Raw genomic sequence first — 26,355 nt, 5'->3', positions numbered from 1 at the left:
CACAGAAAGGCATGCCGGGCACAATCACAGGCTGGTTGTGGGCCCTTCCGCTGACGCTGGGTTTTCCCGTCCTTGGATCGATCCTCCCATCGCCTGCACTTGCGCAGGACGACAACACGGTCGACGTCGAGTTGGTACTTGCCGTCGATGCGTCCTGGTCGATGGATTTCGAGGAGCAGGTTATCCAGCGCGACGGGTATGCGAATGCCTTTCGCTCCGAAGAGGTGATCGAGGCGATCGTCTATGGCGGTTACGGCCGCGTGGCGGTGACCTATATCGAATGGGCCGGCATGGGCTCGCAGGAGATCGTCGTCCCCTGGACGCTGATCGATAGCCACGAAGCGGCCCATGCCTTTGCCGATGCACTTGAACGCGGCACACCCCGCCATTTCCGCCGCACGTCCATTTCGGGAGCGATCAGCTTCTCGTCGCAGCTCTTCGACGAGAATCAGTTCGAAGGCCTGCGCAAGGTCATCGATATCTCCGGCGATGGCCCGAACAACCAGGGTGCGCCCGTGACGCTTGCCCGTGATCGGGCCGTGGATGCCGGGATCACCATCAACGGCCTGCCTTTGATGACCAACGCGCCCGGCGAAACGATGGGCTATGCGATCGACAATCTCGATGGCTATTTCGCCGAATGCGTGATCGGCGGGGGCGGGGCCTTCGTCATTCCGGTGACGACCTGGCAGGAATTCCCGCAGGCGGTGCGGCGCAAACTGGTTCTGGAACTCGCGGGCGCTATGTCCGGCGATCCGATCGATCCCGTCGGTCCTCTGAATCTGCGGCAGTCGGGTGATTTTCTGCCGGTTATCCGCGCCCAAGCGTCCAATCCTGCAGCCAGCGACATCGATTGCCTGATCGGAGAGAAAATCTGGAACAGCCGACGACAGATCTGGAGCGTGCCCTAAGGCAGGTGCTTCCTTGGCAGCAGGCCTGCAAATCGCTATGTGAAGCGTCTTCCGACGAAGCGTGACGTTTGAAATGAACGAGACTTTCCGCAAGCAAGGATGGACGAATGCCGTCGGTGCGTTTTTCGCAGCGACGCTCGCGCTCGCCTTCTCGCTGCTTGCGGTCGAGCAGTCGCGCATTGATCCGCTTCCCCGGCTTTTGGCCATTGGCTCCGAAGCAGCGCCGGGAACACCCTTCGAATTCGATCCGCTGCTCGCGACTGCGCATTACGCGATCCAGCCGCGGAGCGATGACCATGGCAAGGACGGCGCTCCGCCGGATCTCGCCGCAGCCGCGGCTCCCTTTTTCAACGTTGCGATCTTCCGCAATGCGGTCGGCGCGGCGATGCTCGCGTCCGCAAATCCTCCCCATCTGGCGTTTCACGCCGATGTGCGCGCTCCCCCTGCCACGATCCTGAACTCCGCCACCCTTTGACGGAATTGCACCGAATCATCTCGCTGCGGGCTTTTCGCCCTGCGGCGATGACGGTGCATGCAAGGATTCATCCATGCGCGCTCCCAAATGGCAACTCGCCATCTATGCACTGATCATATTCTGCGGGTTGATCGCCGCGCTTCCCAACTTAGTACCGCCGAACAAGCTCGGCATGCTTCCCAACTGGCTCCAGACCCAGCACGTGACGCTTGGCCTCGACCTGCAGGGCGGGTCGCATCTCGTTCTTGAAGTCGACGGCCCGGCGCTGAAGCATGAACGGCTGACCTGGCTTCAGGACGAGACGCGCCGCCTGCTGCGCCAGGAACGTGTTTCCGACGCCACCCCACGCCTGCAGGGCGATGCTGTCGTGATCGTGACGCCGGATGCCGAAACGGCCGGCCGGGTCGAAACCCTCGTCTCGGGCCTCGCCACCCCGGTGCAGACCGGTGGCTTCACGCCGACGAACGACATCCTGGTCGCTCGCGACGGAACGCAGCTCAATTTGACACTCAGCCAGGCGGGCCTCGACGATCGCGTCAACCAGGCGATCGACCAGAGCCTCGAGATCGTGCGCCAGCGCGTCGACCAGGTGGGTGTCGCCGAGCCGACGATCCAGCGCGTCGGCAGCGACCGCATCATGGTTCAGCTGCCCGGCCTTCAGGACCCGACGCGGCTGCGCGAATTGCTCGGTTCGACCGCACAGATGTCTTTCCACATGGTTGCCGGTTCGCAAAGCGGCCCGGGAATCAGCACGCTCCAGGATGACGAGGGCAATTCCTACCCGATCGAAGACAGCGTGGCGCTCAGCGGCGAACGGCTCGTCGATGCCCGCGCGGGCTTCGACCAGCGGAGCCACGAACCGCTCGTCTCGTTCCGATTCGACAGCGTCGGCACGCAGCGCTTCGCGGAAATCACCCAGAAGAATGTCGGGCGGCCCTTTGCCATCGTTCTCGACGGCAAAGTCCTCAGCGCTCCGGTCATACGCGAGCCCATCACCGGCGGGTCCGGCCAGATCAGCGGCTCCTTCACGGTGGAGGACACGGTCGTGCTCTCCGCGCTGCTGCGGGCCGGCGCACTGCCCGCACCGCTGACCGTCATCGAGGAACGCACCGTCGGGCCGGATCTCGGAGCGGATGTCATCCGCACGGGGATCGTCAGCGGCATCGCCGGTTTCGTGCTGGTCGTCGGCCTCATGGTGGGCCTCTATGGCGGCTGGGGCCTGATCGCGAGTGGCGCACTTCTCCTCAACGTCATCCTGACGCTCGGCGCTCTCGGCCTTCTCGGCGCGACGCTGACGCTTCCGGGCATCGCCGGCATCATTCTCGGCATCGGCATCGCAGTCGACGCGAACATCCTCATCAACGAACGCATCAAGGAAGAGGCCGCGCGCGGTAAGAGCGCTTTCGCGGCGCTCGACCAGGGCTTCAACCGTGCCTATTCGACGATCGTCGACGCCAATGTGACCTCGCTGATCGCGACGCTGCTCCTCTTTATGTTCGGAACGGGTCCGGTGCGCGGCTTTGCGGTCACGATGCTGATCGGGATCGTGCTGTCCATGTTCACGGCGGTCGCCGTCGTGCGCATCGCCATGACGGAGGTGGTTCGCCGGCGCAGGATGAAGACCCTGACGATCCGCTCGCCTTTCAAGTTCAAGCCGCGTGAGACGCACTTCCGCTTCATGAGGGCGCGCTATCTTGGCATCGGCATGTCGATTTTCCTGTCGATCGCTTCGATCGTGCTCTTCATCAAGCCGGGGCTGAACTACGGCATCGACTTCACGGGCGGCATCCAGGCGGAGATTTCGACATCGCAGTCGACGGATCTTGCGGCGCTGCGGTCGGGCCTCGGTGAGCTCGGACTGGGTGAAGTCAGTCTTCAAACGGTCGGCAGCGGCGATTCGGTGCTCGTGCGCCTGCCGCGGCAGGAAGGCGGGGAGGCAGCGCAAACGGCGGCTATCGATCAGGTACGCACCAAGATGGCCGAGCTCGATCCGGGCTCGAGCGTCGATCGGACCGAAGTCGTCGGGCCGAAGGTGAGCGGCGAGCTTGCCCGCAACGGCGTGATTGCCGTCGTGCTCGCGAGCCTAGCCATGCTCGTCTACATTTGGTGGCGGTTCGAATGGTACTTCGCCGTCGGGGCGATCGTGACGCTGGTGTTGGATACGACGAAGACCGTCGGGTTCTTCGCGTTGACGGGGCTCGACTTCAACTTGACGGCGATTGCCGCGCTTTTGACGATCATCGGCTATTCGGTGAACGACAAGGTGGTGGTCTACGACCGGATGCGGGAAAACCTCAGGCTCTACAAGAAAATGACGCTGCGCGACGTGATCGACATGTCGATCAACCAGGTGCTGCTGCGATGCGTGTTCACCTCGCTGACCACATTCCTGGCGATCCTTCCGCTGGCGATCTGGGGCGGTAATTCGGTCGCAAACTTCGCGATCCCGATGGTGTTCGGCGTGGTGGTGGCCACCACATCGTCCATCTTCATCGCGGCGCCGATCCTGCTCTTGCTGGGTGACTGGGCAGGCAGGCGTCGTGCGCGACAGGTGGATGCGGTGCCGCTGCCTGCGGAGTAGGCTTCAATGAGTATCGGGCGGTGCGACGATCGCGCCGCCCGCTGTCCCGTCAGGCTGCGTTCAGGAGCAGCTTGCGATCCGCACGCTCCTGCTGGGGCGAGCGGCCATAGAGTTCGCGGTAGCATTTGGAGAAATGCGAAGCCGACACGAAGCCGCATGCGACGGCCACCTCGACGACCGGCATGGTCGACTGCACGAGCAGGTGGCGGGCGCGGTCGAGCCGGATTTCCAGATAGTAGCGGGCGGGCGAGCGGCCCATTTCATGGCGGAAGAGCCGCTCGATCTGGCGTCGCGAAAGGCCGGCATAGCGCGCGATCTCGATCAGGGAGAGCGGCTCGGAGAGGTTCGCCTCCATCAGTTCGATGATCGAAAGGATCTTGGAGTTCTGGACGCCGAGGCGTGCCCGAAGCGGCAGCCGTTGCCGATCGTGCGGCGAGCGCACCCGGTCGGTCAGGGCCTGTTCGCAGATGCGGTTGACGAGCGTGTCGTCGTGATCTTCGCCGATCAGATTGATCATCATGTCGAGCGCGGCGGTGCCGCCCGCGCATGTGTAGAGATTGGAATCGACCTCGTAGAGATCGGCGTACACATCGGCCTTCGGAAAAGCCTCGGCAAAGCCCGGCAGGTTTTCCCAATGGATGGCGCAGCGCTTGCCCGAAAGGAGGCCGGCACTGGCAAGCACATGGGCGCCGGTGCATAGACCGCCGACGGCGATGCCGCGGTGATATTCCTCCCGCAGCCAGGCGTTGACCGTCTTGTTGTTGAATTTTTCTACGTTTACGCCGGCACACACGAACACCATGGATGGCTTCATCTCGCCGGTCATGTGGCGGCGCTCGTCGGCGAGCGACGTGTTGACGGCCACCTCGACGCCGTTCGACGCGCAGACCGGCTGGCCCTCCGTCGAGGCCAGTCGCCAGCGGTAGCATTCGTAGCCGAGCATGCGGTTTGCGATCCGCAACGGTTCGATCGCGGTGGAGAAGGCCAGCATGGAAAAGTCGGGGACAAGAAAGAAGACGATGGACCGCTTGATGCGGCTCTGTGTGCTGGCCATGACGGCATTCCAATGGGGCCGACGGCCTCGGCTCGACTGCCGACGACGCATCAGGCGTTGCGCCGCAGAATTTGGCATAGCGCTCCATGGCTGTGAAGCGGGCGCACCTTGAAATTTGGGCGCGCCCGGATTGGTCGTGTCGGCATGTCAGTCGACGTTCCGTGTCGGCCAGCCGATGTCCTTGCGCACCTCGGGCGGCAGACGGGAAATCTCCACCTCTGTCACGTGCCGAACCCAAGCCTTACGGGCTCGCTCTCGCTTGACCGCCCACCGGCGTCCGATGTCGGCGAAGACGGATGAAATCCAGGCGGAGACGCCACCAAAGGCGTCTTTTTGGTGATGATAAGCCATTTCTGGGATCCTTTCGGGTTTCAATTCTCGAAAGGTCGCGACCCTTGATGTTGACTATGATCGCGGCTTGGAGTTCAATCAATCGAAATGAAGTGATCTCTATGTGAAGAGAAATTGATCATGAACGCTCCACTGAACCATCCACTGCCGACGCTTGAACTCGATGTCCTGCGCACATTCGTCGCGATCGCGGAGACGAAGAGCTTCTCCGGCGCGGCCAATGCGGTCTTCCGAACCCCGTCTGCCGTCTCCATGCAGATCAAAAAACTGGAAGAGACGCTGAAGCGTCCGGTGTTCATCCGCGATGCGCGCAACGTCACGCTCACGGGCGACGGCGAGATCCTGCTCAGCTATGCGCGGCAGCTGCTGGCGATCAATCGCGAGGCCGTTTCCAAATTCATCGCGCCGGATATCTCGGGTGTCGTCCGTCTGGGCTCGCCGGACGATTACGGCGAGCGAGTCTTGCCCCATGTGCTGAAGCGCTTTGCCGAAACCCATCCGGCAATCGCCGTCGATGTCGTCATCGACCAGAGCGTCAATCTGCAGAAGCGGCTCGACGACGGCACGCTCGACCTGACGCTGATGACCTGCTCGAGCGTGCAGACGCCGGCGGGGTCGGAAGTGCTACTGACCGAAGACATCGTTTGGGCAGGTGCGCGCGGTGGATCCGCTCACTTGCGCGATCCGCTGCCGGTTTCCATGTGGGAAGAGGGGTGTGCTTGGCGCCTGCGCGCGCTCGACGCGCTGAGTCGCGAGGGCCGCAAGTACCGGATCGCCTATATGAGTGCGCACACCGCCGGCCAACGCGCCGCAATTCTCGCCGATCTGGCCATCGCGCCGCTGCCGAAGTCATTCGTGGCTGACGATCTGGTTTGTCTGGGTGCCAAGGACGGGCTGCCGGAACTCGGCACCTACAACATCATCATGGTTGTCGCGCCGAACGCATCAGCCCCGGTCCTCGCCGCAGCCGACCATCTGCGGGCAACGCTTGCGACGCTGAACGAAAAGCTGTGAAACGCGTCACCCGCGTGGGCGGCGTCCTCCGGCCCGACCTCCGCGGCGGCGGCTTGCGCCATCCTCGCCATCGCCGTCGCTCAGCGTCTTGCGCGGTGGCATCGTCACGGCTGCGCTGAGTTTCGGGAAGCGGTCGACCTTGTTCGGCAAGGCCATGGCGGCGACGAAATGGTCCTGGAACTTGGGCTCGAGCGCGGTCTCGATTTTCTCGATCTCCGTCACGGTCCGCTCGATCTCGCGGCGATGGTCGCGGTTGAGCAGGGCCATGCGAGCACCGGTACCGGCAGCGTTGCCGACGGCCTTCACCTTGTCCAGATCGCAATCCGGCACGAGGCCGAGCACCATCGCGTATTTCGGATCGATGAACGAGCCGAACGCGCCGGCAAGCCCGATGCGGTCGACCTCGGTGATGGCGAGCTTGTCCATCAAGAGCTTTACGCCAGCATAGAGTGCAGCCTTGGCGAGCTGGATCGCACGCACATCGGTCTGGGTGATCATAAGCCGCGGTTCGGCCTCCTGGATCACGTATGAGAAGGTCCGGCCGTTCTCGACGATGCGCGGGCTCTTCTCGGCGAGCGCGCCGTCGATGACGCCGTCTTCGGAGATGATGCCCGCGAGATACATTTCGGCGATGACTTCGATGATGCCGGAGCCGCAGACGCCGGTGATCTTGTGGCTTCCTGCACCCTCCTTGAAGGCCGGTTCGTTGGACCATGCGTCAATGCCGATGACACGGAAGCGCGGTTCTAGAGTTTCCGGATCGATGCGGACGCGCTCGATCGCGCCGGGCGCCGCACGCTGGCCGCAGGAGATTTCAGCGCCTTCGAAGGCTGGGCCGGTGGGCGACGATGCGGCAACGACGCGAGCCGAAGAGCCGAGCACGATTTCCGCATTGGTGCCGATGTCGACGAGGAGCATGGTCTCGTCCTGGCGATGGGGGCCTTCGGTCAGCGTGGCGGCTGCTGCGTCGGCGCCGACATGGCCGGCGATGCAGGGCAGGACGTAGACCCGCGTGCCGACATTCATCGGCAGGTCGACCTCGGAGGCCTTCATCGAGATGGCGCCCGAAACGGCGAGCGCAAACGGCGCCCCGCCGAGTTCGGTCGGGTCGATGCCGAGAAAGAGGTGGTGCATGATCGGATTGCCGACGAAGACCGAATCGAGGATGTCGGATCGCTCGATGCCGCCATCCGCGCAGACCTTGTCGATGAGTTCGTTGAGCGCCTGGCGCACGGCCGACGTCATCGCTTCCCGACCTTCGGGGTTCATCATGACGTAGGAGACACGGCTCATCAGGTCTTCGCCGAAGCGGATCTGCGGGTTCGACGCGCCTGCCGACGCCACCGTGCGGCCCGAAAGCAGCGAGGAGAGATGCATCGCGATGGTCGTCGAGCCGATGTCGCAGGCGATGCCGTAGGCTTCGTTCTTAAGGCCCGGATAGATGGCGATGATGCGCGGTCGATCGGTGGGCTGGTCACGGTGGATCGCAGCCGTGACGGTCCAGTTGCCTTCACGCAGGGTCTTCTGGACGGTTGCAAGCAAATGGGTGTCGACGTCGGGATCCTTGATCCCCCAGTCGCGCTCCAGTGCGACCTTCAACCTGTCGAGGTCGCCGAGCGGCTTGTGCATGTCCGGCTCTTCGACCTCGACATAGCACATGTGGATCGCCGGATTGCGCTCGATGACGCGACCGTCGGAATCTTTGCGAACGACCTGGGCATTGATGGCCACGTCCTGCGGCACGTCGACCACGAGATCGCCCTGGATCGTCGCGGAACAGGAGAGGCGGCGGCCTTCCTTGAGGTCACGCTTCTCGGCGTAGCGCTCTTCCTTCGGCGAGAACGCGGAGATGTGGTCGACGGAGGAGGTGATGCCGTGCTTGGCGAAACGGCCCTCCTGGACCTCCACCTGGCAACGACCACAAATGCCGCGACCGCCGCATACGCTTTCGACATAGACGCCGAGTTCGCGCGCCGCCTCGAGCACCGGCGTACCGGGCGCAAAGCGCCCGCGACGGCCGGATGGCATGAAGAGAACGAGGTGGTCGGGCTTTGCGTGTGCGTTCACGATTTCCTGCTCAGTCTCCGCGCGTTGGAAGTGACGCGCTGGGCGTAGGGCCGAAGCGATGCGGCGAAAACCAACTGCGGATCGAATTGGCGCGGCGTCATCCCCGAAAGGGGTGCCATCGCGGCATCCGTCATCTGCTTGGCAATCGAGAGGTTCATCGCCGTTATGCTCTCAAAGCCCGCGAGCACCTTTTCATTGACCATCATGGAGTTTTCGCGGTCGCCCTTAGCCGTGGGCGAAAGCATATTCATCCACATGCCCGTCATGCGCGATGCAATGACGAACGGTGCGGTGAACGCAAGCGTGGCGAGATCGGCATTGGCACCGACCGGAACTGCTGGTGTCTTGCGTGAGCGAGAGCGCGTCATCGGGGAGGGATCCTGTTTCCTTGGCACATCGACAATGGCCGAAAGCGGTTAAAGCTCCTCCCAGAGCAAAATAACAGCTTCAACTTCCCATGCGAGCTGCGCGTCCACCACGGCGCCGACCGCCGGCCGAAGCCGCGACCGTAGTATTGCCGGCCGATGCAGCGTCGGCTGCGGCAGACGGCGTGTGATCGCGATACTTCATGATCCAGTTGTAGCAATTGGCGTCGGTGGAGTTCAAAACGTTGGCGGCGCGCACCATTTCCATCTCCTGCGGACGGCAGGGATTCATGATCGCCGAGGTCATGCCGGACGCGATCACCATGGGAATGAAGGCCGCGTTGATGCCGTGGCGATGCGGAAGGCCGAACGACACGTTGGAAAGCCCGCACGTGGTATTGACGCCGAGCTCTTCGCGCAGACGCCGAACCAGCTTGAAAACCTGGAGACCTGCCGTGCCCATGGCGCCGATCGGCATGACCAGCGGATCGACGACGATGTCGTATGGCTTGATGCCATAGTCGGCGGCGCGCTCGACGATCTTCTTGGCGACGGCGAAACGCACGTCCGGATCTTCGGAAATGCCGGTCTCGTCATTGGAGATCGCAACGACCGGTACGTCGTATTTCTTGATCAGCGGCAGGATCGCTTCCAGCTTCTCGTCTTCACCGGTCACGGAATTGACCAGGGGACGACCCTTGGCGACCTTCAGCCCGGCTTCGATTGCAGCCGTTACGGAGCTGTCGATAGAGAGGGGCACGTCCACGAGATCCTGGACGATCTGCAAGGTCTTCACCAGCAAGTCCGGCTCGGTCGCGTTAGGATCGACCGCGGTGACGCCGGCATTGATGTCGAGCATCGTGGCGCCGGCCGCGACCTGTTCGAGCGCGTCCTTGATGACCGTCTCGAAATTGCCGGCCACCATCTCGGCCGCGAGCTTCTTGCGGCCGGTCGGGTTGATGCGTTCTCCGATCACGCAGAAGGGCTGGTCGAAGCCCATGATGATCTCACGGGTTGCCGATGCGATGATGGTGCGCGACATGGAAGCTCCTCGGTCGGGCCTGTGCCGCCTGGTTTGCGAAGATGCGGGGGAATCAGCGTTCCGCAATCAGGGGCATAGAAGGATATAAAGATGTCTTTATATCCCATGAGCCACGTTGTTCAAGCCACTCGGCCGACTTTTTCAGGCCGCCGAACGGAAAGACGTGGATCTGCTTGATCGCGGAATGAGGTGTGGCGGCAACATGGCGCTCGATCGGCCCGACGACCGTTTCGGGCGAGTGGCTCGTGGCAAGCGCCGTCAGCGCAAGCGCGTTCTTCTTGAGGAACGTAACCGAATTGCCGATGCCGCAAAGCGCAGCGTATTTGATCAACGTCGTGATCTTGGCAGGCCCGGCGACACCGAGATGCACGGGAAGGTCGATGCCTTCCATGCGCAGTCCCTCGCTCCAGTCGATGAAGCGTTCAGCGTCAAAACCGAACTGGGTGACGATGCGCATGCGCGCGCCGGTCCGCTCGGCGAACGACTTCTTCAGGCGGAGCGCGTGCAGCGCCACTTCCTCGTTGAACTCGGGACTGCCTTCAGGATGGCCCGCGACGCCGAGATCGGTGAAGCCGAAGCGGTCGAAAAGACCGGTTTCGAGAACTTCCATGGTCGATGAAAACTCGCCCGCCTGGCGCTCAAGCCCACCGCCGATGATGAGCGCATCTCTGACGCCGGCTTCGCGGGACAAGCGCTCGACGCGATCGGTCAGCGCTGCCCGCGTGGTCAGGCGCCGGCAGGCAAAATGCGGCACCGGTTCATAGCCGAGACTACGGACGCGGCTTGCCGCCGCAACCATCTCGTCGGTCGCGGTCCCGATGTCCGTGATGTAGACCCGGGTGCCATGCGGAAAGAGCCCCGGCAGATCCATGGAGGTGATGGCCTGCGCCGGCGCCACCTCGATGGAGGCGGCGATATGCGTGCTCTGGTGCTGCTTCAATCCGATGACCGCGTTCATGCTGCTTTCCATGTTCCAGCGGCTGCGGACGATCAGCTTTTCAAGAAGCTGTATCGCTTTCCGAACCGCCTGCTTTGACGAGAGCGACCAGCCGCTCCCGCGTATATGTATCTTCCAGCTCCGCCACGGCCTTATCGGCCTCGGCTTCGAGATCGTCGGAGACGGCTTGCGGGTCGCCCTTGCGCCAATCGGCAAGATAATCATCCGTGCCATGGGCGCCCGAGCGCATCGCACACATGTCGATGGCCTCGGTAAATCGCAACGAAAGCTCGCGTTTTGCGGCCGTGCGGCCCTTTTTCACGATGACTTGCGCCGGGATGTCGCGCCAGTAGACGACGATGCGGTCGGCCATGCATATGCTCCTTGAAAGTGACTGTGATTGGGAATCGTGCGGGCCGCTGGCTGCCCCGCGACGTCGCAATGGATCAAATGCGACGTGACGCCGATTGTGGTGGTGCGCCGGCTGACAGCACGGCATCGGAAAGCTCGCCATAGCCCGTCAAACGTCGCTCATAGGCAAGCCCGAGCCGGTCGGCGGCCGCGCGGGCTTTTTCGTTGAGCGCGGCGTCGTCGGTCTGGGCGAGATAGATGAGTTTCTCGTAATGACCGAAATAGGCGTCCCGCAGTTCCGGGTGGCGATCGAGCGCCAGCGGCTCGATGACGAATGCCTGGAATTGCCTCGCAAGAAAATCCGTCAGGAAAAATGAGGTCATGTCTTCATCGCCACGGGCTTCGAACGCCGCATTGCCCACGAAGAATGCGTAGCAATGGGGGCCAGCGATCCGCTCGATATTTTCTTCCGCGAGCACCTTGTCCAAGGCACCGGCCGTTCCGCAATCGGCATAAGCCACGAAAATGTGCTCGAATCCTGCTTCTCGGGCCTTGTTGATGGCGTCTTTCACGCCCGGCGCGATCTTTTCCGGGTGATTGTGCCAGATGGCCGGAAGGCAATGGACGTCGAGATGGGTCAGCCCCGCTTGCTCGCGGACCGCGAGAATTTCGCGCGCGAGCGCTCCGCACGCAATCAGTTGAACCTTTTCCGCTTTCATGCGTTTCTGCGTCATTGCTTAACCGACGCGCATCCCCAGCCGGGGGCGCTCTTTGAGAGTAGGGACAGAAAAGATGACTTCCAAAACACTTGGCCGCGCAGCCATCCTTCTCGTAGCGATCTTTTCGCTCAGCGCCTGTGGCAACACGATCCGCGGCGCCGGTGCAGACATGGCAAACACGGTCGACGCGACGCAGGCCGCCGCTACGGACGTCGATTCTGCAGCCACTTACTAATAGAACGACATAGTCGTTTGCCGGATACTTCCGGCGTTGCCTGCCAAGGGCCGCTCTCCACCGTGCGGCCCTTTTTATTTCCCGCTCTACAGGCTGACAATTCGTATCAGGCGCTCTGAGACTGGTTGTGGCGGCGCTTCATGTATTCCTTGGCGGTTTCGACAGCCACGGCCGCATCGCGGCAATAGGCGTCGGCCCCGACAGCCTTGCCGAACTCCTCGTTCAGCGGCGCTCCGCCGACGAGAACGACAAAGTCGTCGCGAATGCCCTTTTCCTTCATCGTGTCGATAACGACCTTCATGTAGGGCATCGTCGTCGTCAAAAGCGCCGACATGCCGACGATGTCCGGCTGGTGCTCTTCGATCGCGGCGAGATAGTTTTCGACCGGATTGTTGATGCCGAGGTCGATTACGTCGAAGCCCGCACCTTCCATCATCATGCCGACGAGATTCTTGCCGATGTCGTGGATGTCGCCCTTGACGGTGCCGATCACCATCTTGCCGAGCTTGGGCGCACCTGTCTCGACAAGGAGGGGTCGCAGAATGAACATGCCGGATTTCATGGCATTCGCCGACAGCAGTACTTCCGGCACGAACAGGATGCCGTCGCGGAAGTCTTCGCCGACGATCCGCATGCCTTCGACCAGCGCTTCCGTCAGAACCTCGTAGGGCTGCCAGCCGCGGTCGAGCAGAATGCGGGTCGCTTCTTCGATTTCCTCCTTGAGACCGTCATAGAGGTCGTCGTGCATCTGCAGGACGAGTTCGTCGTCGGCCAGTTCGGACAGGATGATATCATCTTCGGACATTGCTGAAGCCTTGGCCCTTCACCTCGTGAATGTGCGTTGGACGCACATGGATTGATCGGTACAGATATCGCCGGAAAAGGTCAAAATCCGGTTCCTCAATAGCGACATTGCGCCGTGCGAATTACGACGGACACTGCCGTGCTTGAATGTCTTCAAAACGCCATTGCTTGGCGCAGTCTGCACATGCAGCACTGGGCCAAGTGGATAGCATCGCGCCAACCGCAGCCCGGACCGTCCGTCGCTGCGATACGATAGAGCAAGGGTCTTCCGGTCATGGACCAGTCGAGCGAAACGCCGTTGGGCGACATGGGCAACGCGGGCGTGGAGGATGCTGCGGCTCCGTCGAGGCGCGGGCGCGGCGAGGGTCGCGGCGCGGCAGCCCGACGCGCGCTTCGCTCCGGCGGCGGCCCGGGCGCCTCCAGCCCCTACATCCAGCGGCGCATCCGTGAATATGAGGTGCTTGATGAGGAGGGGCTCGCGCTCATCGAGGCGAACGCCGACATCGTGCTCGAGGAAATCGGCATCGAGTTTCGCGACGATGCGGAAGCCATCGCGCTCTGGAAGAATGCCGGATGCGACATCCGTGGCGAGCGGGTGCACTTTCCGAAGGGCCTGTGCCGCGAGCTCCTGAAAACGGCGCCCGCCACATTCACGCAGCATGCCCGCAACGGCGCCCGCTCGGTCCAGATCGGCGGCAAGGCTACCGTCTTCGCGCCGGTCTACGGTCCGCCTTTCGTGCGTGACCTGGAAGGCGTGCGCCGCTACGCGACGATCGAGGATTTCCGCAATTTCGTGAAGCTCGCCTACATGGCGCCCTCGCTGCACCATTCGGGTGGCACGGTGTGCGAGCCGGTCGACATTCCCGTCAACAAGCGCCATCTGGACATGGTCTACAGCCATATCCGCTATTCCGACAAACCCTTCATGGGTTCGGTCACCGCGCCCGAGCGGGCCGAAGACACCGTCGAAATGTGCAAGATTCTGTTCGGCGCGGATTTCGTCGATCAGAATTGCGTCGTCATCAATCTGATCAATGCCAACTCGCCGATGGTCTTCGACGAGACGATGCTCGGTGCCGCGAAAGTCTATGCGCGCAACAATCAGGCGACCGTCATCTCGCCCTTCATCCTGGCCGGCGCCATGAGCCCCGTGACCGTCGCCGGCACTCTGACGCAGGTTCTGGCCGAAGTTCTCGCCGGTGCCGCCTTCACGCAGCTGATCCGTCCGGGAGCGCCCGTCGTTTTCGGAACATTCGCCGCGTCCATCTCGATGCAGTCCGGTGCCCCCACATTCGGAACGCCGGAGCCGTCGCTCGTCTCTTACGGGGCCGCTCAACTGGCGCGCAGGCTCAATCTGCCCTTCCGAACCGGCGGCTCGCTCTGCGGCTCCAAGGTCGCCGATGCGCAGGCGGCGCATGAAAGCGCCAACACGCTCAACACGACGCTTCTGGCCGGCACCAATTTCGTGCTCCACGCCGCTGGCTGGCTCGAAGGCGGGCTGGTTTCTTCCTATGAGAAGTTCATGATCGACATTGACCAGCTCGGCATGATGCAGCGCATGGCCGAAGGCGTCGATCTCTCCGAAAGCGGGCAGGCGATGGATGCCATCCGCGAAGTCGGCCCAGGCAGCCACTATCTCGGCTGCGCCCATACGCAGGCCAATTTCCAGACCGCGTTCTATCGATCGAACCTTGCCGACAACAATTCCTACGAACAGTGGCTCGCCGAGGGTGAAAAGCGGGTTGAAGTGCGCGCCAACGCGCTCTGCCGATCCTGGCTTCAGAACTATCAGGCGCCCGAGCTCGACGCCGGCATCGACGAGGCGTTGCTCGCATTCATCCGCCAGCGCAAGGAATCGATGCCCGATGCCTTCACCTGAAAGGCTCCCGAAGCCAGGGAGCAAGGTGGTCGCGAAATCGTCAGTCATCTGATCCACAAAGCCGTGTGGCGCTCTCTGATGCAGGGGTGAAGTCGGCTGGCCGGCCCTCATGGTGAGCCGGTCGAACCGCGAGGGCGAAATAGGTCCGTGGCTTAAGCCGCTCAGACCCGTCGGCGGCCACCGCGGCGTTCGCGCTGAGGGGTGTCGGTGCCAGTCCCGGCGGTCTTGTTGCGGAACGGGCCGACCTTTTCGACGATCGCTTCGAGGCTCGGCTTCTCACCCTTCTTGTGGGTGTCGATGGCTTCCCGCATGGCCTTCAAATGATCGCAGGCCGTGCCGCAGCAACCGCCGATGATCGTCGCGCCGGCGTCGACGGCCAGTCTGGCATATTCGGCCATCAGCGGCGGGGTGCCCGAATAATAGATTTCCGAGCCGCGGAATTCCGGGATGCCGCAATTGCCTTTCACGATGATCGCAGCGCCCGGCTTGGCAGCCGCCATGTCCAGCAGGGACGACAGGATGTCCGAAGCGCCGACGCCGCAATTGGCACCGACGGCAACCGGCTTTTCGCTGACATCGCCTTCGAGGCCGTGAATGTCCTTGGGATGGATGCCCATCATGGTCTTGCCGGCCGTGTCGAAGGAGGCCGTGTAGGTGTAGGGAATGCCGACCTTGTTGGCTGCCTCGCAGGCGGCCTTGATCTCGTCGCCCGACGACATGGTCTCGATCCAGGCAACATCGGCGCCGCCGGCCTTGAGGCCTTCCATCTGCTCGACGAAAGCCTCGACGGCAGCTTCATAGGAGAGCGCGCCGAGCGGGATCAGCAGTTCGCCCGTCGGGCCGACCGAACCGGCAACGATGACCTTGCGCGGTACGGCATCGGCGATCTCGCGCGCGATTTCGGCTGCCCGCTTGTTCAATTCGAAAACCCGGTCCTGGGCGTGGTGGAGCTTGAGACGGTGGCGCGTGCCGCCGAAAGAGTTGGTGAGAATGATGTCGGAGCCGGCATCGACGAAGTCGCGGTGCAGCTTCCGAATCTTCTCGGGTTGGTCCTCGTTCCACAGCTCGGGCGCATCGCCCGCTTCCAGGCCCATGGCGAAGAGATTGGTGCCGGTCGCGCCGTCGGCGAGCAGAACGCCTTTTTCAGCGATGAGATCGGCGAGCGGGTTGGCAACGGGCATGGGGCACATCCTGACGATTTGCGAAAGACATGTAACGATATAAAGATGTCTTTATGTCATTGCAATCGGCAATGTCGGCGAGGCGCTAATCGGCCTCTGCGAGCGCGGCGTCGATCTTGCCTTTTGCTTCCGGGCTGACCCACTCCGTCCAGATCGGCTCGTTCTCGCGCAGAAATGCCATCGCCGTTGCCTGGCCGTCCAGATCATTGTCGGCCATGTAGGCAAGCACGTTGCTCAGAACCTCATTTCCAAGCTGGCGGGCGCGCAGATAGGCGAGCGCACCATTGCCGCGGCGCATGAACTGATCGGTGACCACCGTGTAGACTTCGGAGCGGGGCCACGACGTAACCCGCGGGGCGGGGCATTCGGGATCGGTGGTGCAGCCATGCCATTCAGCGTCATCATAGGGCGCGTCGAAATTGAGCTTCACCATATCGTAGCGCCCGAGGGCTGCTGTCGGTGCCCAATAATATCCGAGCCAGCCGCGCTGTTCGGCGAATGCTTCGGCGATCGACGCTTCCAGCGCATCACCATTTTCGGCCGGCAGCAGTTCGAAGCCCTTGTCGGAGGCTTGGTAGGCCTGGAACAGATTGGCCGTCGTGACCTCGCAGCTCCAGCCTTCCGGACAGGTGTGGACCGCACCCATTCCGTCATTGTCTGGTGAGGGGAAAAGATCGGGGCGTTTCAGCGCATCGGCGACCGTCTTGATGTCCGGGTGGGCCTCGGCGACGTAGGCCGGTATCCACCAGCCTTCGACGCCGCCATCCGCAAAGGCCGGCGCCATATAATGCAGGTCGCGCGATGCGACCGCCTCGTCGAGCATGTCGCGGGCGGAGTTGATCCAGGTTTCCGGGGAGACGTCGGGTGTGCCATCCTCGACCATCTTGGTCAGCGTCGACAGCGTATCGCCGGGGATCAGGCTGATGTCGCAGCCATAGCCTTCGCCGAGAATGATCGCGTCCAGATGGGCGAAAAACGTCGCGGAGGGCCAGTTGAGGTCTGCGATCGACACCTCACCGCAGACGGCGTTCGGCGGCGCATCACCGGTCGGTTCCCCGTTCTCCTGTGCGTGCACGGAAAGCGTGGGGCCGAGAAGTGCCGTCAGGGCCAGGGACAGGCGCAGATGTCTCATCGGATCATTTCTTACCCGGGGTCGCGATCGTCGCCATCGAGGTCGCTGAAGGGCATCCTTTCTCGAGTGTGTAGCGTACTTTGGCACGGCTCTGTGCCTTTTTCGCGACATTGCTGTTGCGTGAAACGGCCCGACGCATGACAAGTGCCGGTGGAATTGGCGAGGAGTTCGAACTGTCGATGGCTGTTGGTAAAAGGCGCGCGGATGCGCCGAAGGGCAGGGCGCTGGACGATGCGGCACTGTTGGATGTCGAAAATCTGCTCGCCGGACAGACGCTCGTCCGCGATAGGCTGATCGAGTATCTGCACGTTATCCAGGATGCCCATGGATGCCTGCCGGCGTCTCACCTCCAAGCACTCGCCGAGCTGATGCGTCTGTCGCAGGCTGAGGTCTACGAGGTCGCCTCCTTCTACGACCATTTCGATTTGGTGCGCGAAGGCGAGCCGCGACCGGCGCCGCTGACGATCCGCATCTGCGACAGCCTGTCCTGCATGATGGCCGGTGCCGAAACCCTGATCGAGGCGACGAAGCAAGCGGTTGACGGTCGTTTCGTCCGCGTCGTGCGCGCGCCGTGCATGGGACGCTGCGCAACGGCGCCTGCTGCCCGCATCGGAGACCGGGAAGTCGATCACGCCACCGCCGACGGCTTGAACGTCATGGCGGATGAGGGCGCGATCGATGCGCTGCAGCCGGACTATATCGGCCTGCATGCCTACCGGGAATTCGGCGGTTACTCACTTCTGGAACGGCTACGCGCCGGACAAATGACGGTCGACGACCTGGTGAAGGAACTATCCGACGCCAATCTGCGCGGTCTCGGCGGAGCGGGTTTTGCGACCGCCAAGAAGTGGTCGATCGTGAAAGGGTATCCGGGCCCGCGTCTGATGACGATCAACGGCGACGAGGGCGAGCCCGGTACATTCAAGGACCGCTTCTATCTGGAGAGTGATCCGCATCGCACGCTGGAGGGCGCATTGATCGCCGCCCATGTGGTCGAGGCGGAACGCATCTATCTCTATATGCGTGACGAATATCCGGCTGTGCTGGCTATCCTTCGCCGCGAGATCGCCGCGCTAGAGGATGCGGGGATCATCGCAGCAGGCTTTATCGAACTCAGGCGTGGCGCCGGAGCCTATATCTGCGGTGAAGAGAGCGCGATGATCGAATCCATCGAGGGCAAGCGCGGCATGCCGCGGCACCGGCCGCCTTACATCGCCGAGAAAGGCCTGTTCGGCCGTCCGACGCTCAACCACAATATCGAGACGCTCTGGTGGGTGCGCGACATCGTTGAGAAGGGCGGCGCCTGGTTTGCCGCGCAGGGCAAGCCTGGTCATCCGGGCCTGCGCTCCTGGTCCGTCTCGGGCCGGGTCAATCATCCCGGCGTCAAGCTGGCACCGGCCGGCATAACCGTGCGCGAGCTGATCGACGACTACTGCGGCGGCATGGCCGACGGGCACCGCTTCAAGGCTTATCTGCCGGGCGGGGCCTCGGGTGGCATCCTGCCGGCGTCGCTCGACGATGTGCCGCTCGATTTCGGCGACAAGCTCGCGGATCTTGGCGGCTTCGTCGGCAGCCATGCGGTCGTCGTCCTGTCTGAGCAAGACAACATCAAGGCGGCGACGATCAACCTTCTGGAATTCTTCAAGCACGAGAGCTGCGGCCAGTGCACGCCGTGCCGGTCCGGCACCGAGAAGATGGTGGAACTGCTGAAACGCCATGGTGTGCTGGACGAAGAGACGCTCCGCGACCTCGAGGCGGTGATGCGCGATGCATCCATCTGCGGGCTGGGGCAGGCGGCACCGAACCCGGTCAACCATCTTCTGACGCATTTTCGAGAGGATCTGGGGTGAGCGACGAAACCTTCAGGATACTCTTCACAGCCTGGGCCGCGCTCGCTGTGGCCATTGCCGCGCCCGGCCCAAACCTTGTTGCCGCCGCCTCCACCGCGCTCGGAAACGGGCGCGCTATCGGCTTCTATACGGCTTTGGGAATTGCGACGGGGTCTTTCCTTTGGTCGCTCGCTTCAGGTTTCGGGTTGTCCGTGGTCTTCGCACTCTACCCACCGCTGTTGTTGGTGCTGAAGATAGGCGGCGGCCTGTATCTTCTTTATCTCGGCGTGCGCGGCCTGGTGGCGGCATGGCGCAATGTCCCCGGCGCCATTCGGCCTGATGGCAGAGCGCTTTTGCCCGCCGCAGCGTTTCGCCGTGGGCTAACCGTCTGCCTGCTCAATCCGAAATCGGCGCTCTTCTGGGCGTCGATCTCGACATTCGTGCTGTCGTCCGGCGCGTCGAAGGGCGTGATCCTCGGCTTTTGCATCGTGGCGGGGCTCACCTCGGCCAGCATTTACGGCGCCTATGTCTTCGTCTTCTCATCAAAAGCCGTAATGGGCACCTACAAGCGACTGATGCGGTGGTTCGAAGCGGCCTTCGGCGCATTCTTCTGTCTCGTCGGCGGACAACTGCTTCTGTCACGCTGAAATTTGTCGAACGGAGCCTGTCCCATGTCGAAAACAATCCGGTTCACGCTCGACGGCAAGGCGGTTGAAGCTGCCGAGGGCGAAACGATCTGGCAGGTGGCGAAGCGCGAAGGTACGCGCATCCCGCATCTTTGCCATCTGGACAAGGTCGGTTACCGGCCGGACGGCAATTGCCGGGCCTGCATGGTGGAGATCGATGGCGAGCGGACGCTTGCGGCTTCCTGTATCCGGAAGCCGACAGACGACATGGAGGTGAAAACCCAGACGGACAGGGCCGACAAGGCCAGGCGCATGGTGTTCGAGATGCTCGCCTCCGACATGCCGGCCAAGGAAGCCGGGCCGGACGACCAGTCGTCCTTTTGGCAGTGGGCGGGATCGATGGGCATTTCCGGTTCGGATCGCCTTCGATCCAAGTTCTCCGAGGCGTCTCCATCCTCGCAGAAGGGCATGGATCTGCTGCACGACGTGTCGAACCCGGCCATCGCGGTCAATCTCGATGCCTGCATTGCCTGCAACGCCTGCGTCCGCGCATGTCGCGAGGTGCAGGTCAACGACGTCATCGGCATGGCCGATCGCGGCAGCCACATGGTCCCGGTCTTCGACATTCACGACCCGATGGGGCTTTCCACCTGCGTGACGTGCGGCGAATGCGTCGAGGCCTGCCCGACCGGTGCGCTCTACGAGAAGTCGTTGATGGACGGTGACGGCCGTACACGTACCGTCGAGCAGTTCGACAAGGTCGTGGATTCCGTCTGCCCGTTCTGCGGCGTCGGCTGCCAGACGACGGTGCGCGTCAAGGACGACGTCATCGTGCAGGTGGACGGGCGCGACGGACCGGCGAACGAGAACCGGCTCTGCGTCAAAGGTCGCTTCGGCTTCGACTATGTGCGCTCGCCGGACCGGCTGACAAAGCCGCTGATCCGCCGGGACGATGCGCCGAAGCGCGGTGACATCAATCTAAAGGGCGCTGACCCGTTGACCGTCTTTCGCGAGGCCACGTGGGAGGAGGCGCTGGAGCGCGCATCGAGCGGGCTGACGAAGATTCGCGACGAGCGCGGCGGGCAAGCCATCGCCGGGTTCGGCTCGGCCAAGGGTTCGAACGAAGAAGCCTATCTCTTCCAGAAATTCATCCGCCAGGGCTTCGGTACGAACAATGTCGATCACTGCACGCGGCTTTGCCACGCATCCTCTGTTGCCGCGTTGATGGAAGGCGTCGGATCGGGCGCGGTCTCGGCCCCATTCAACGACGCGCTGAAGGCCGATTGCATCATCGTTATCGGCGCCCGTCCGACGACGAATCATCCCGTGGCCGCGACCTACTTTAAACAGGCGGCGAAGCAGGGCAGCAAACTCGTCGTCATCGATCCGCGAAAGCAGGATCTGATGCGTCATGCCAGCCATTCGCTGGTCTTCAAGCCCGGCACCGACGTCGCGCTCCTCAACGCGATGCTCAATGTCATCATCACCGAGCGGCTCTATGACGAGCAATATATCCAAGCCAATGTCAGCGGCTTCGAAGCGCTGAAGGAGAAGGTGAAGGACTTCACGCCCGAGGCGATGGAGCCCGTTTGCGCGGTGCCGGCAGAGACCATTCGCGACGTGGCGCGGCTCTATGCCAAGTCGGAACGTTCGATCATCTTCTGGGGAATGGGCATCTCGCAGCACACGCACGGCACCGATAATTCCCGCTGCCTGATCGCGATGGCGCTGATCACCGGTCAGATCGGCCGTCCGGGAACCGGGCTGCATCCGCTGCGCGGCCAGAACAACGTGCAGGGCGCATCGGATGCCGGCCTCATTCCGATGGTCTATCCGGACTACCGCTCGGTGGAAGATGCCGATATCCGGGCCGAATTCGAGGATCTTTACGGCCGACCCCTGGATGCCAAGCGCGGCTTGACCGTCGTCGAGATCATGGACGCCATCCATGACGGCGAAATCAGCGGCATGTATGTGATGGGCGAAAACCCCGCCATGTCGGACCCGGACCAGATCCATGCACGCGCGGCGCTCGCCAAGCTCGATCATCTCGTGGTGCAGGACATCTTTCTCACCGAGACCGCATGGCACGCCGATGTCGTCCTGCCGGCCTCCGCGCATGCCGAGAAGCTCGGCACCTACACCAACACCAATCGGCAGGTGCAACTCGGCCGGCCGGCCATTTCACTTCCGGGCGAGGCACGCCAGGACTGGGAGATCATTCAGGCGCTGGCGAGCGCTTGCGATCTCGGGTGGCAGTATGGCCATGTTTCAGAAGTGTACACGGAGATGGCCTCGGTCATGCCGTCGCTCAAGAACATCAGCTGGTATCGCGTCGAACGCGAAGGCTCCGTGACCTACCCGGCCGATGGTCCGGATGTTCCTGGCAACGAGATCATCTTCGTCAACGGTTTCCCGACCAAGGATCGACGCGGCAAGATCGTGCCGGCCGATCTTTTGCCGCCGGACGAAGTTCCAGACGAGGACTATCCTCTCGTGCTGACCACTGGGAGGCTGCTTGAACACTGGCACACGGGCGCCATGACGCGGCGCGCCGGCGTGCTCGATGCGATCGAGCCGGAAGGCATCGCCTCGATGAACCCGCGCGAAATCGAGCGGCGGGGCATGCGACAGGGCATGATGGTGAAGGTGGAGACGCGTCGGGGAACGGTGGAAGCGCTGCTGCGCGCAGACCGGGAAGTCGCAGATGGCATGATCTTCATGCCGTTCTGCTTCAACGAAAGTCCGGCCAACGTTTTGACGAATCCGCAGCTGGATCCGTTCGGCAAAATCCCGGAGTTCAAATATTGTGCCGCGCGCATCGGCCTTGCGGATACGGGAACAGCGGCTCTTGGCGAGAACCGAGGCAGTTCGTCGTTAACGAAAGAATTGCCCAATTCATAATCGCTTAATCTCTAAATAACCCTCCGGTAACGATATCCGCGTAAGACTTCACGTGCGGGGGATAAACGCCGCCGAAGCTCCGGAAAAGGTCTCGCGTCCCGGAGCGGCCCGCCCTTTAGCGCCTCCAGTTACAAGGACAGCCGCGCCTGCACGAAGCAGGCGCGGCTGTCCTTGTTTGACCTTTGGTCGCCGTCAGACGTCGGAGAAGCGATGCCGTCTCGTGTTGAACGGGCCACACTCGATCTGGTGACGCAGCACGAAATCGTGGGGGCGTGCGGATGCGACAGGGCGATTTGCCCCGGCAAAGCGGCGACGCAGATTGTTCAGGAAATCACGCATGGAATTCACTCTTAAGGGCTGGAACGCGTGCACCGCATATAGGCCTGTTCATGCGTCGCCGCCGACATGGAAGCGCCACGGCATGTCGCAAAATTGCTATCCTCCGCGTCAGCCTCCAGAGGCGGCGAAGGATGTCTTCCTCTACTTGTTCAACTCGGGTTCAAGATCGGTTTAGGTTTGATAAAATACTGTAAATACTCGGAACTTTTAAGGCCTAGACTTGATTGAAATGCCGAAACGTAAGCAATCGTTAATGTAGCATACGCTAGCCCTTGCATGGTGCAGCAGGGGCCGTCTCAGCCATGATTTCAAAATTCCTATCCAATCGCCGCGGCAACGTCGCCATGATCACCGCGCTGGCTTTCCTGCCGCTCCTGGGTGCGGCAGGGCTCGCCGTGGACTATGTCAACCTGTTGCGCGAACGTACCAATTTGCAGGCGATCGCCGATGCGGCTGTGCTGATGGCAGCAGGGATCTCCCTGGATGACGAGAGCGTCGCGCGTCGCGAGGTCGACCGCTATATCTCGTCTCTCGCCTACGCCGATGACCTCGATTGGGATGTCTCCCTTGTGAATGGTGAGCTGCAGCTCAGCATCCACCGCACGATCCCGTTGCGCATAGCCTCGGTCCTCAATGCGCCGACGGCGGATATCGGTGTTCAGAGTTTCGCTAAACAGGCTCGCAGCGTCTGGCGCGGCGGTCTGGAACTGGCGCTCGTGCTCGATGTCAGCAACTCCATGAAAAACCGCATGCCGGAAATGAAGCTGGCAGCCAACCGTCTGATCGATGAATTTTACGGTACGGAAGCGACGCTTCCCAATGTGCGTGTGTCGCTCGTGCCGTTCTCCGGCCGCGTCAATTTCGTCGACTATGGCTGGGATTGGATGGCGGACCAGACGGGCCGCAATGTCGCAAATGCGCAGCCAAGAAACCCGAAGAAGGATGCGTTTTCGCCGTCCGCATCTGCACTGTGTTCCGGTTGGCGCAGTGGCACCAATGGTGAGACGGACGCTTCCCCAACGGTCGAAAAACTTCCCATGTTCGACGGGCCGCACGAAACCTGCCCGCAATCTCGCATGATCGCTCTGACGGAGAGCAGGGCGGTGATCCAGGACGGGATCAACGCGCTGACCAACAATCACGGCACGAGTACGCAGGTCGGGCTTCTCTGGGGCTGGCGTTCGCTCTCGCCGGATTGGCAAGGTCACTGGTTTCCCGACAACCCCGATTTGCCTCTGTCCTACGAGGAGACACCCGGCAAGCACGTCGTCATCATGACCGACGGAAAGAACCATCCAAAACAAGCCGGCGACGAGCATACCGAAGACGAGGTCAATGCCCAGTTGATCCGGCAGTGTCAGCGGATGCGCGACCAGGGCTATACGATCTACGCAGTTACCTATTACATGAACGGGACGTTGACCGACCTTTACACCGCCTGCACCGGTGTTGCCGATCATGTCTATGACGCAAATTCGGCTTCCGAACTGTCGGCGGCATTTGAGGATATCGGCGGATCGCTCGTATCATCGGCGCTTCGTCTCACCCGCTGACCTTTGCCATTGCGGGTGCTAAGGACGGCCGACCCAATCTGCGGCCGGAGACTGTCTTTTGGCAAAAGCGCTGATGTTGCAAGGAACCGGCTCGGATGTCGGCAAGACGGTTCTGGTGGCCGGGCTCTGCCGGCTTGCGGCCAACCGCGGGATCAGGGTCAAACCTTTCAAGCCGCAGAACATGTCGAACAACGCCGCCGTCGCCGAGGATGGCGGCGAGATGGGGCGGGCGCAGTGGTTGCAGGCGCTGGCCGCGCGCATAGCGCCTTCGATCCACATGAATCCGATCCTTCTGAAGCCGGAAAGTGAGACGGGAAGCCAGGTCGTCGTTCACGGCCGCGTCGTGGGCAAGGCCAGGGGCAGGGACTACCAGGCGCTGAAGCCGCAGTTGCTCGAAAAGGTGATGGAGAGCTTTGCGCTTCTCAAGCAGGATTGCGACCTCGTGCTGGTGGAAGGGGCCGGGTCGCCTGCCGAGATCAATCTGCGCGCTGGCGACATCGCCAATATGGGCTTTGCGACGAAGGCCGGCGTACCGGTGGTGCTCGTCGGCGACATCGACCGCGGCGGCGTGATCGCCTCGCTCGTCGGAACGCACCACATCCTGCCGGAAGAAGACCGCCGCATGATCTGCGGCTTCCTGATCAACAAGTTTCGCGGTGACGTGTCGCTTTTCGACGATGGGCTTGCGGCGATCACGAGGTTTACCGGCTGGCAAAGCTTCGGTGTCGTCCCTTGGCTGGCCGAGACGGCTCGATTGCCGGCCGAGGATTCCGTGGCGCTCGAGCGATTGGTGGCGGGATCGGCGCGGGCGCTGAAGGTGGCCGTACCCGTTCTGTCGCGAATCGCCAATTTCGACGATCTCGATCCGCTCGCCGCCGAGCCGCAGGTCGAACTGGTCTATGTGCGCAGCGGCGAACGCTTGCCGGACGATGCCGGCCTGATCGTGATCCCCGGTTCGAAATCCACCATCGGCGACCTGGCCGCCTTTCGGGCGAATGGTTGGGATCTCGATCTTGCCAGGCATGTGCGTCGCGGCGGGCATGTCGTCGGCATCTGCGGCGGCTACCAGATGCTGGGGCGCAGCGTCGCCGATCCGCTCGGGCTCGAAGGCGCCCCGTCGCGCGTCGAGGGGCTCGGCCTTCTCGACATTGAAACGGTTATGGAGCCCGACAAGATCGTGCGCAACGTCGCCGCTCATTCGACGGTGTTCGACGAGCCGTTGCAGGGATACGAAATTCATCTCGGCCTTAGCGAGGGACCCGATGCCGGACGCGCGCCTGTCGTGATCGACGGACGACCGGATGGCGCGATGACGGCCGATGGGCGCGTCATGGGCACCTATCTCCACGGCCTATTTGCTGCCGATGGGTTTCGCCGCGCCTATCTCTCGACGCTTGGGATCGAGGCCGGTGCGGATGGGTATGCGCAGGGCGTGGACATCGCCCTCGACGCCATCGCCGCGCGGCTGGAGCAAGTGCTGGATGTCGACAGGCTTCTCGCCTCGGCGGCTGTTGTATGATGCGCCCAGTTCTCAAACGCGATTGACACCGATCGCGCGCCACGCCTATTTCTAGTGCATCGAAAGGTTCCTCGGCCGCCATCGGCGTTCGGGGATGAAAAGGGAATGCGAGGGGTGGACCCAATCCGGGCGCCTTGATCGCAGCCGACCCCGCGACTGTAGAGTGGCGAGGCTTTCCCATCCGACGATCTTGGTCTGACGGTTGGAGCGATGCGTGGTGCATTGCGGACCACCAGACCGAGGACGCCGGAAAAGCCACTGGAGTGGCGACTGCGCAGAACCATGGCTGGACGCCTCTTGTCTACGAATCGTCCGCCAGCGCAGCGCCGCAAACTCCGGGAAGGTGAGGGACAAGCCGTTGCATCGGGCATTGCGCCCGATGCTGCAGCCATGAGCCAGGAGACCTGCCCGTCGATTTCGAACCTAGAGGGACGGGGTGTTCCGCTCTTGGCCAACAGTCTCGTTTCCGGGAAGCCCGGATATTGGG

At 62.4% G+C, this 26,355-nt stretch carries 23 protein-coding genes and 1 riboswitch; of the genes, 11 read left to right on the top strand and 12 right to left on the bottom strand.

All coding sequences use genetic code 11. The annotated features are described in order from the left end of the window. Window positions 1–11 precede the first annotated feature (11 nt). From GC125_RS14825 to secD, 3 genes are all read left to right on the top strand, one after another. A complete protein-coding gene (locus GC125_RS14825) occupies window positions 12–911 on the top strand; it encodes a DUF1194 domain-containing protein (RefSeq protein WP_151986349.1) in 900 nt (299 codons plus the stop codon). 73 nt (window positions 912–984) lie between these two features. Further along, a complete protein-coding gene (locus GC125_RS14820) occupies window positions 985–1,386 on the top strand; it encodes a hypothetical protein (RefSeq protein ID WP_151986348.1) in 402 nt (133 codons plus the stop codon). A 73-nt stretch (window positions 1,387–1,459) separates the two neighbouring features. After that, window positions 1,460–3,967: a protein translocase subunit SecD gene (gene secD, locus GC125_RS14815; RefSeq protein ID WP_151986347.1), complete on the top strand. Its 2,508-nt coding sequence runs from the start codon at window positions 1,460–1,462 to the stop codon at window positions 3,965–3,967. A gap of 49 nt (window positions 3,968–4,016) precedes the next feature. Here the strand turns inward: secD and GC125_RS14810 are convergent, their stop codons facing one another. Beyond that, window positions 4,017–5,021, bottom strand: a complete 1,005-nt coding sequence (locus GC125_RS14810) for a GlxA family transcriptional regulator (RefSeq protein WP_126009688.1) — start codon at window positions 5,019–5,021, stop codon at window positions 4,017–4,019. A gap of 147 nt (window positions 5,022–5,168) precedes the next feature. Continuing rightward, window positions 5,169–5,372: a hypothetical protein gene (locus tag GC125_RS14805; RefSeq protein WP_151986346.1), complete on the bottom strand. Its 204-nt coding sequence runs from the start codon at window positions 5,370–5,372 to the stop codon at window positions 5,169–5,171. A 120-nt stretch (window positions 5,373–5,492) separates the two neighbouring features. Between GC125_RS14805 and GC125_RS14800 the strand changes: the two genes are divergently transcribed. After that, window positions 5,493–6,386 carry a LysR substrate-binding domain-containing protein gene (locus GC125_RS14800; protein WP_151986345.1) on the top strand — a complete coding sequence of 298 codons (894 nt, stop codon included), beginning with the start codon at window positions 5,493–5,495 and terminating at the stop codon, window positions 6,384–6,386. 6 nt (window positions 6,387–6,392) lie between these two features. Here GC125_RS14800 and GC125_RS14795 read toward each other — a convergent pair whose 3' ends face one another. The 6 genes from GC125_RS14795 to GC125_RS14770 form a co-directional block, all read right to left on the bottom strand. Then, the gene (locus GC125_RS14795) at window positions 6,393–8,414 is read right to left on the bottom strand and encodes an ASKHA domain-containing protein (RefSeq protein ID WP_151987950.1); all 2,022 of its coding nucleotides are present in this window, start codon (window positions 8,412–8,414) and stop codon (window positions 6,393–6,395) included. Between the two features lie 35 nt (window positions 8,415–8,449). Then, window positions 8,450–8,821: a hypothetical protein gene (locus tag GC125_RS14790; RefSeq protein ID WP_151986344.1), complete on the bottom strand. Its 372-nt coding sequence runs from the start codon at window positions 8,819–8,821 to the stop codon at window positions 8,450–8,452. Window positions 8,822–8,900: 79 nt separating this feature from the next. Beyond that, window positions 8,901–9,860 (bottom strand): methyltetrahydrofolate cobalamin methyltransferase, encoded by a 960-nt coding sequence (locus GC125_RS14785; RefSeq protein ID WP_126009695.1) that lies wholly within the window; start codon window positions 9,858–9,860, stop codon window positions 8,901–8,903. A gap of 52 nt (window positions 9,861–9,912) precedes the next feature. Beyond that, entirely contained in the window at window positions 9,913–10,818 is a 906-nt protein-coding gene (locus GC125_RS14780) for a methylenetetrahydrofolate reductase (RefSeq protein WP_286165525.1), read from the bottom strand. Window positions 10,819–10,858: 40 nt separating this feature from the next. Continuing rightward, entirely contained in the window at window positions 10,859–11,170 is a 312-nt protein-coding gene (locus GC125_RS14775) for a virulence factor (protein WP_151986342.1), read from the bottom strand. 73 nt (window positions 11,171–11,243) lie between these two features. Further along, on the bottom strand, window positions 11,244–11,882 hold the full coding sequence (locus GC125_RS14770) for a DUF1638 domain-containing protein (RefSeq protein WP_151986341.1): 639 nt from the start codon (window positions 11,880–11,882) through the stop codon (window positions 11,244–11,246). A 58-nt stretch (window positions 11,883–11,940) separates the two neighbouring features. On the opposite strand from GC125_RS14770, the gene GC125_RS14765 reads away from it, so the two are divergent. Next, window positions 11,941–12,102, top strand: coding sequence for an entericidin domain-containing protein (locus tag GC125_RS14765; protein ID WP_151986340.1), 162 nt, complete (start codon window positions 11,941–11,943; stop codon window positions 12,100–12,102). 106 nt (window positions 12,103–12,208) lie between these two features. Here GC125_RS14765 and GC125_RS14760 read toward each other — a convergent pair whose 3' ends face one another. Beyond that, window positions 12,209–12,907 (bottom strand): cobalamin B12-binding domain-containing protein, encoded by a 699-nt coding sequence (locus tag GC125_RS14760; RefSeq protein WP_151986339.1) that lies wholly within the window; start codon window positions 12,905–12,907, stop codon window positions 12,209–12,211. Window positions 12,908–13,213: 306 nt separating this feature from the next. Between GC125_RS14760 and GC125_RS14755 the strand changes: the two genes are divergently transcribed. After that, a complete protein-coding gene (locus GC125_RS14755) occupies window positions 13,214–14,785 on the top strand; it encodes a trimethylamine methyltransferase family protein (RefSeq protein ID WP_151987948.1) in 1,572 nt (523 codons plus the stop codon). 161 nt (window positions 14,786–14,946) lie between these two features. Here the strand turns inward: GC125_RS14755 and bmt are convergent, their stop codons facing one another. Together bmt and GC125_RS14745 are read right to left on the bottom strand one after the other, a co-directional pair. Beyond that, on the bottom strand, window positions 14,947–15,966 hold the full coding sequence (gene bmt, locus GC125_RS14750; protein ID WP_151986338.1) for a betaine--homocysteine S-methyltransferase: 1,020 nt from the start codon (window positions 15,964–15,966) through the stop codon (window positions 14,947–14,949). Between the two features lie 85 nt (window positions 15,967–16,051). Next, entirely contained in the window at window positions 16,052–17,098 is a 1,047-nt protein-coding gene (locus GC125_RS14745) for a glycine betaine ABC transporter substrate-binding protein (protein ID WP_199864592.1), read from the bottom strand. Between the two features lie 179 nt (window positions 17,099–17,277). On the opposite strand from GC125_RS14745, the gene GC125_RS14740 reads away from it, so the two are divergent. From GC125_RS14740 to fdhF, 3 genes are read left to right on the top strand one after another with little or no spacing between them, the layout of a single operon-like run. Then, window positions 17,278–18,948, top strand: a complete 1,671-nt coding sequence (locus tag GC125_RS14740) for an NAD(P)H-dependent oxidoreductase subunit E (protein WP_151987946.1) — start codon at window positions 17,278–17,280, stop codon at window positions 18,946–18,948. Then, a complete protein-coding gene (locus GC125_RS14735) occupies window positions 18,945–19,574 on the top strand; it encodes a LysE family translocator (RefSeq protein ID WP_199864590.1) in 630 nt (209 codons plus the stop codon). Before GC125_RS14740 ends, GC125_RS14735 begins: the two co-directional genes overlap by 4 nt. A gap of 24 nt (window positions 19,575–19,598) precedes the next feature. Next, window positions 19,599–22,457 (top strand): formate dehydrogenase subunit alpha, encoded by a 2,859-nt coding sequence (gene fdhF / locus GC125_RS14730; RefSeq protein ID WP_151986335.1) that lies wholly within the window; start codon window positions 19,599–19,601, stop codon window positions 22,455–22,457. 192 nt (window positions 22,458–22,649) lie between these two features. Here the strand turns inward: fdhF and GC125_RS20055 are convergent, their stop codons facing one another. Then, window positions 22,650–22,796, bottom strand: coding sequence for a hypothetical protein (locus GC125_RS20055; protein ID WP_199864589.1), 147 nt, complete (start codon window positions 22,794–22,796; stop codon window positions 22,650–22,652). A 302-nt stretch (window positions 22,797–23,098) separates the two neighbouring features. On the opposite strand from GC125_RS20055, the gene GC125_RS14725 reads away from it, so the two are divergent. Both GC125_RS14725 and GC125_RS14720 read left to right on the top strand, forming a co-directional pair. Continuing rightward, complete coding sequence (locus GC125_RS14725) at window positions 23,099–24,349, top strand: TadE/TadG family type IV pilus assembly protein (protein ID WP_151986334.1); 1,251 nt, start codon at window positions 23,099–23,101, stop codon at window positions 24,347–24,349. Window positions 24,350–24,407: 58 nt separating this feature from the next. Further along, complete coding sequence (locus GC125_RS14720) at window positions 24,408–25,868, top strand: cobyric acid synthase (RefSeq protein WP_151986333.1); 1,461 nt, start codon at window positions 24,408–24,410, stop codon at window positions 25,866–25,868. 47 nt (window positions 25,869–25,915) lie between these two features. Continuing rightward, a riboswitch (cobalamin riboswitch) is annotated at window positions 25,916–26,294 on the top strand. The last annotated feature ends 61 nt before the right edge of the window (window positions 26,295–26,355 follow it).

Source organism: Rhizobium sp. EC-SD404 (assembly GCF_902498825.1).
Classification (GTDB): domain Bacteria; phylum Pseudomonadota; class Alphaproteobacteria; order Rhizobiales; family Rhizobiaceae; genus Georhizobium.
The sequence above is the reverse complement of the archived record's forward strand: the minus strand, read 5'-3'. Positions and strand labels throughout refer to the sequence as shown.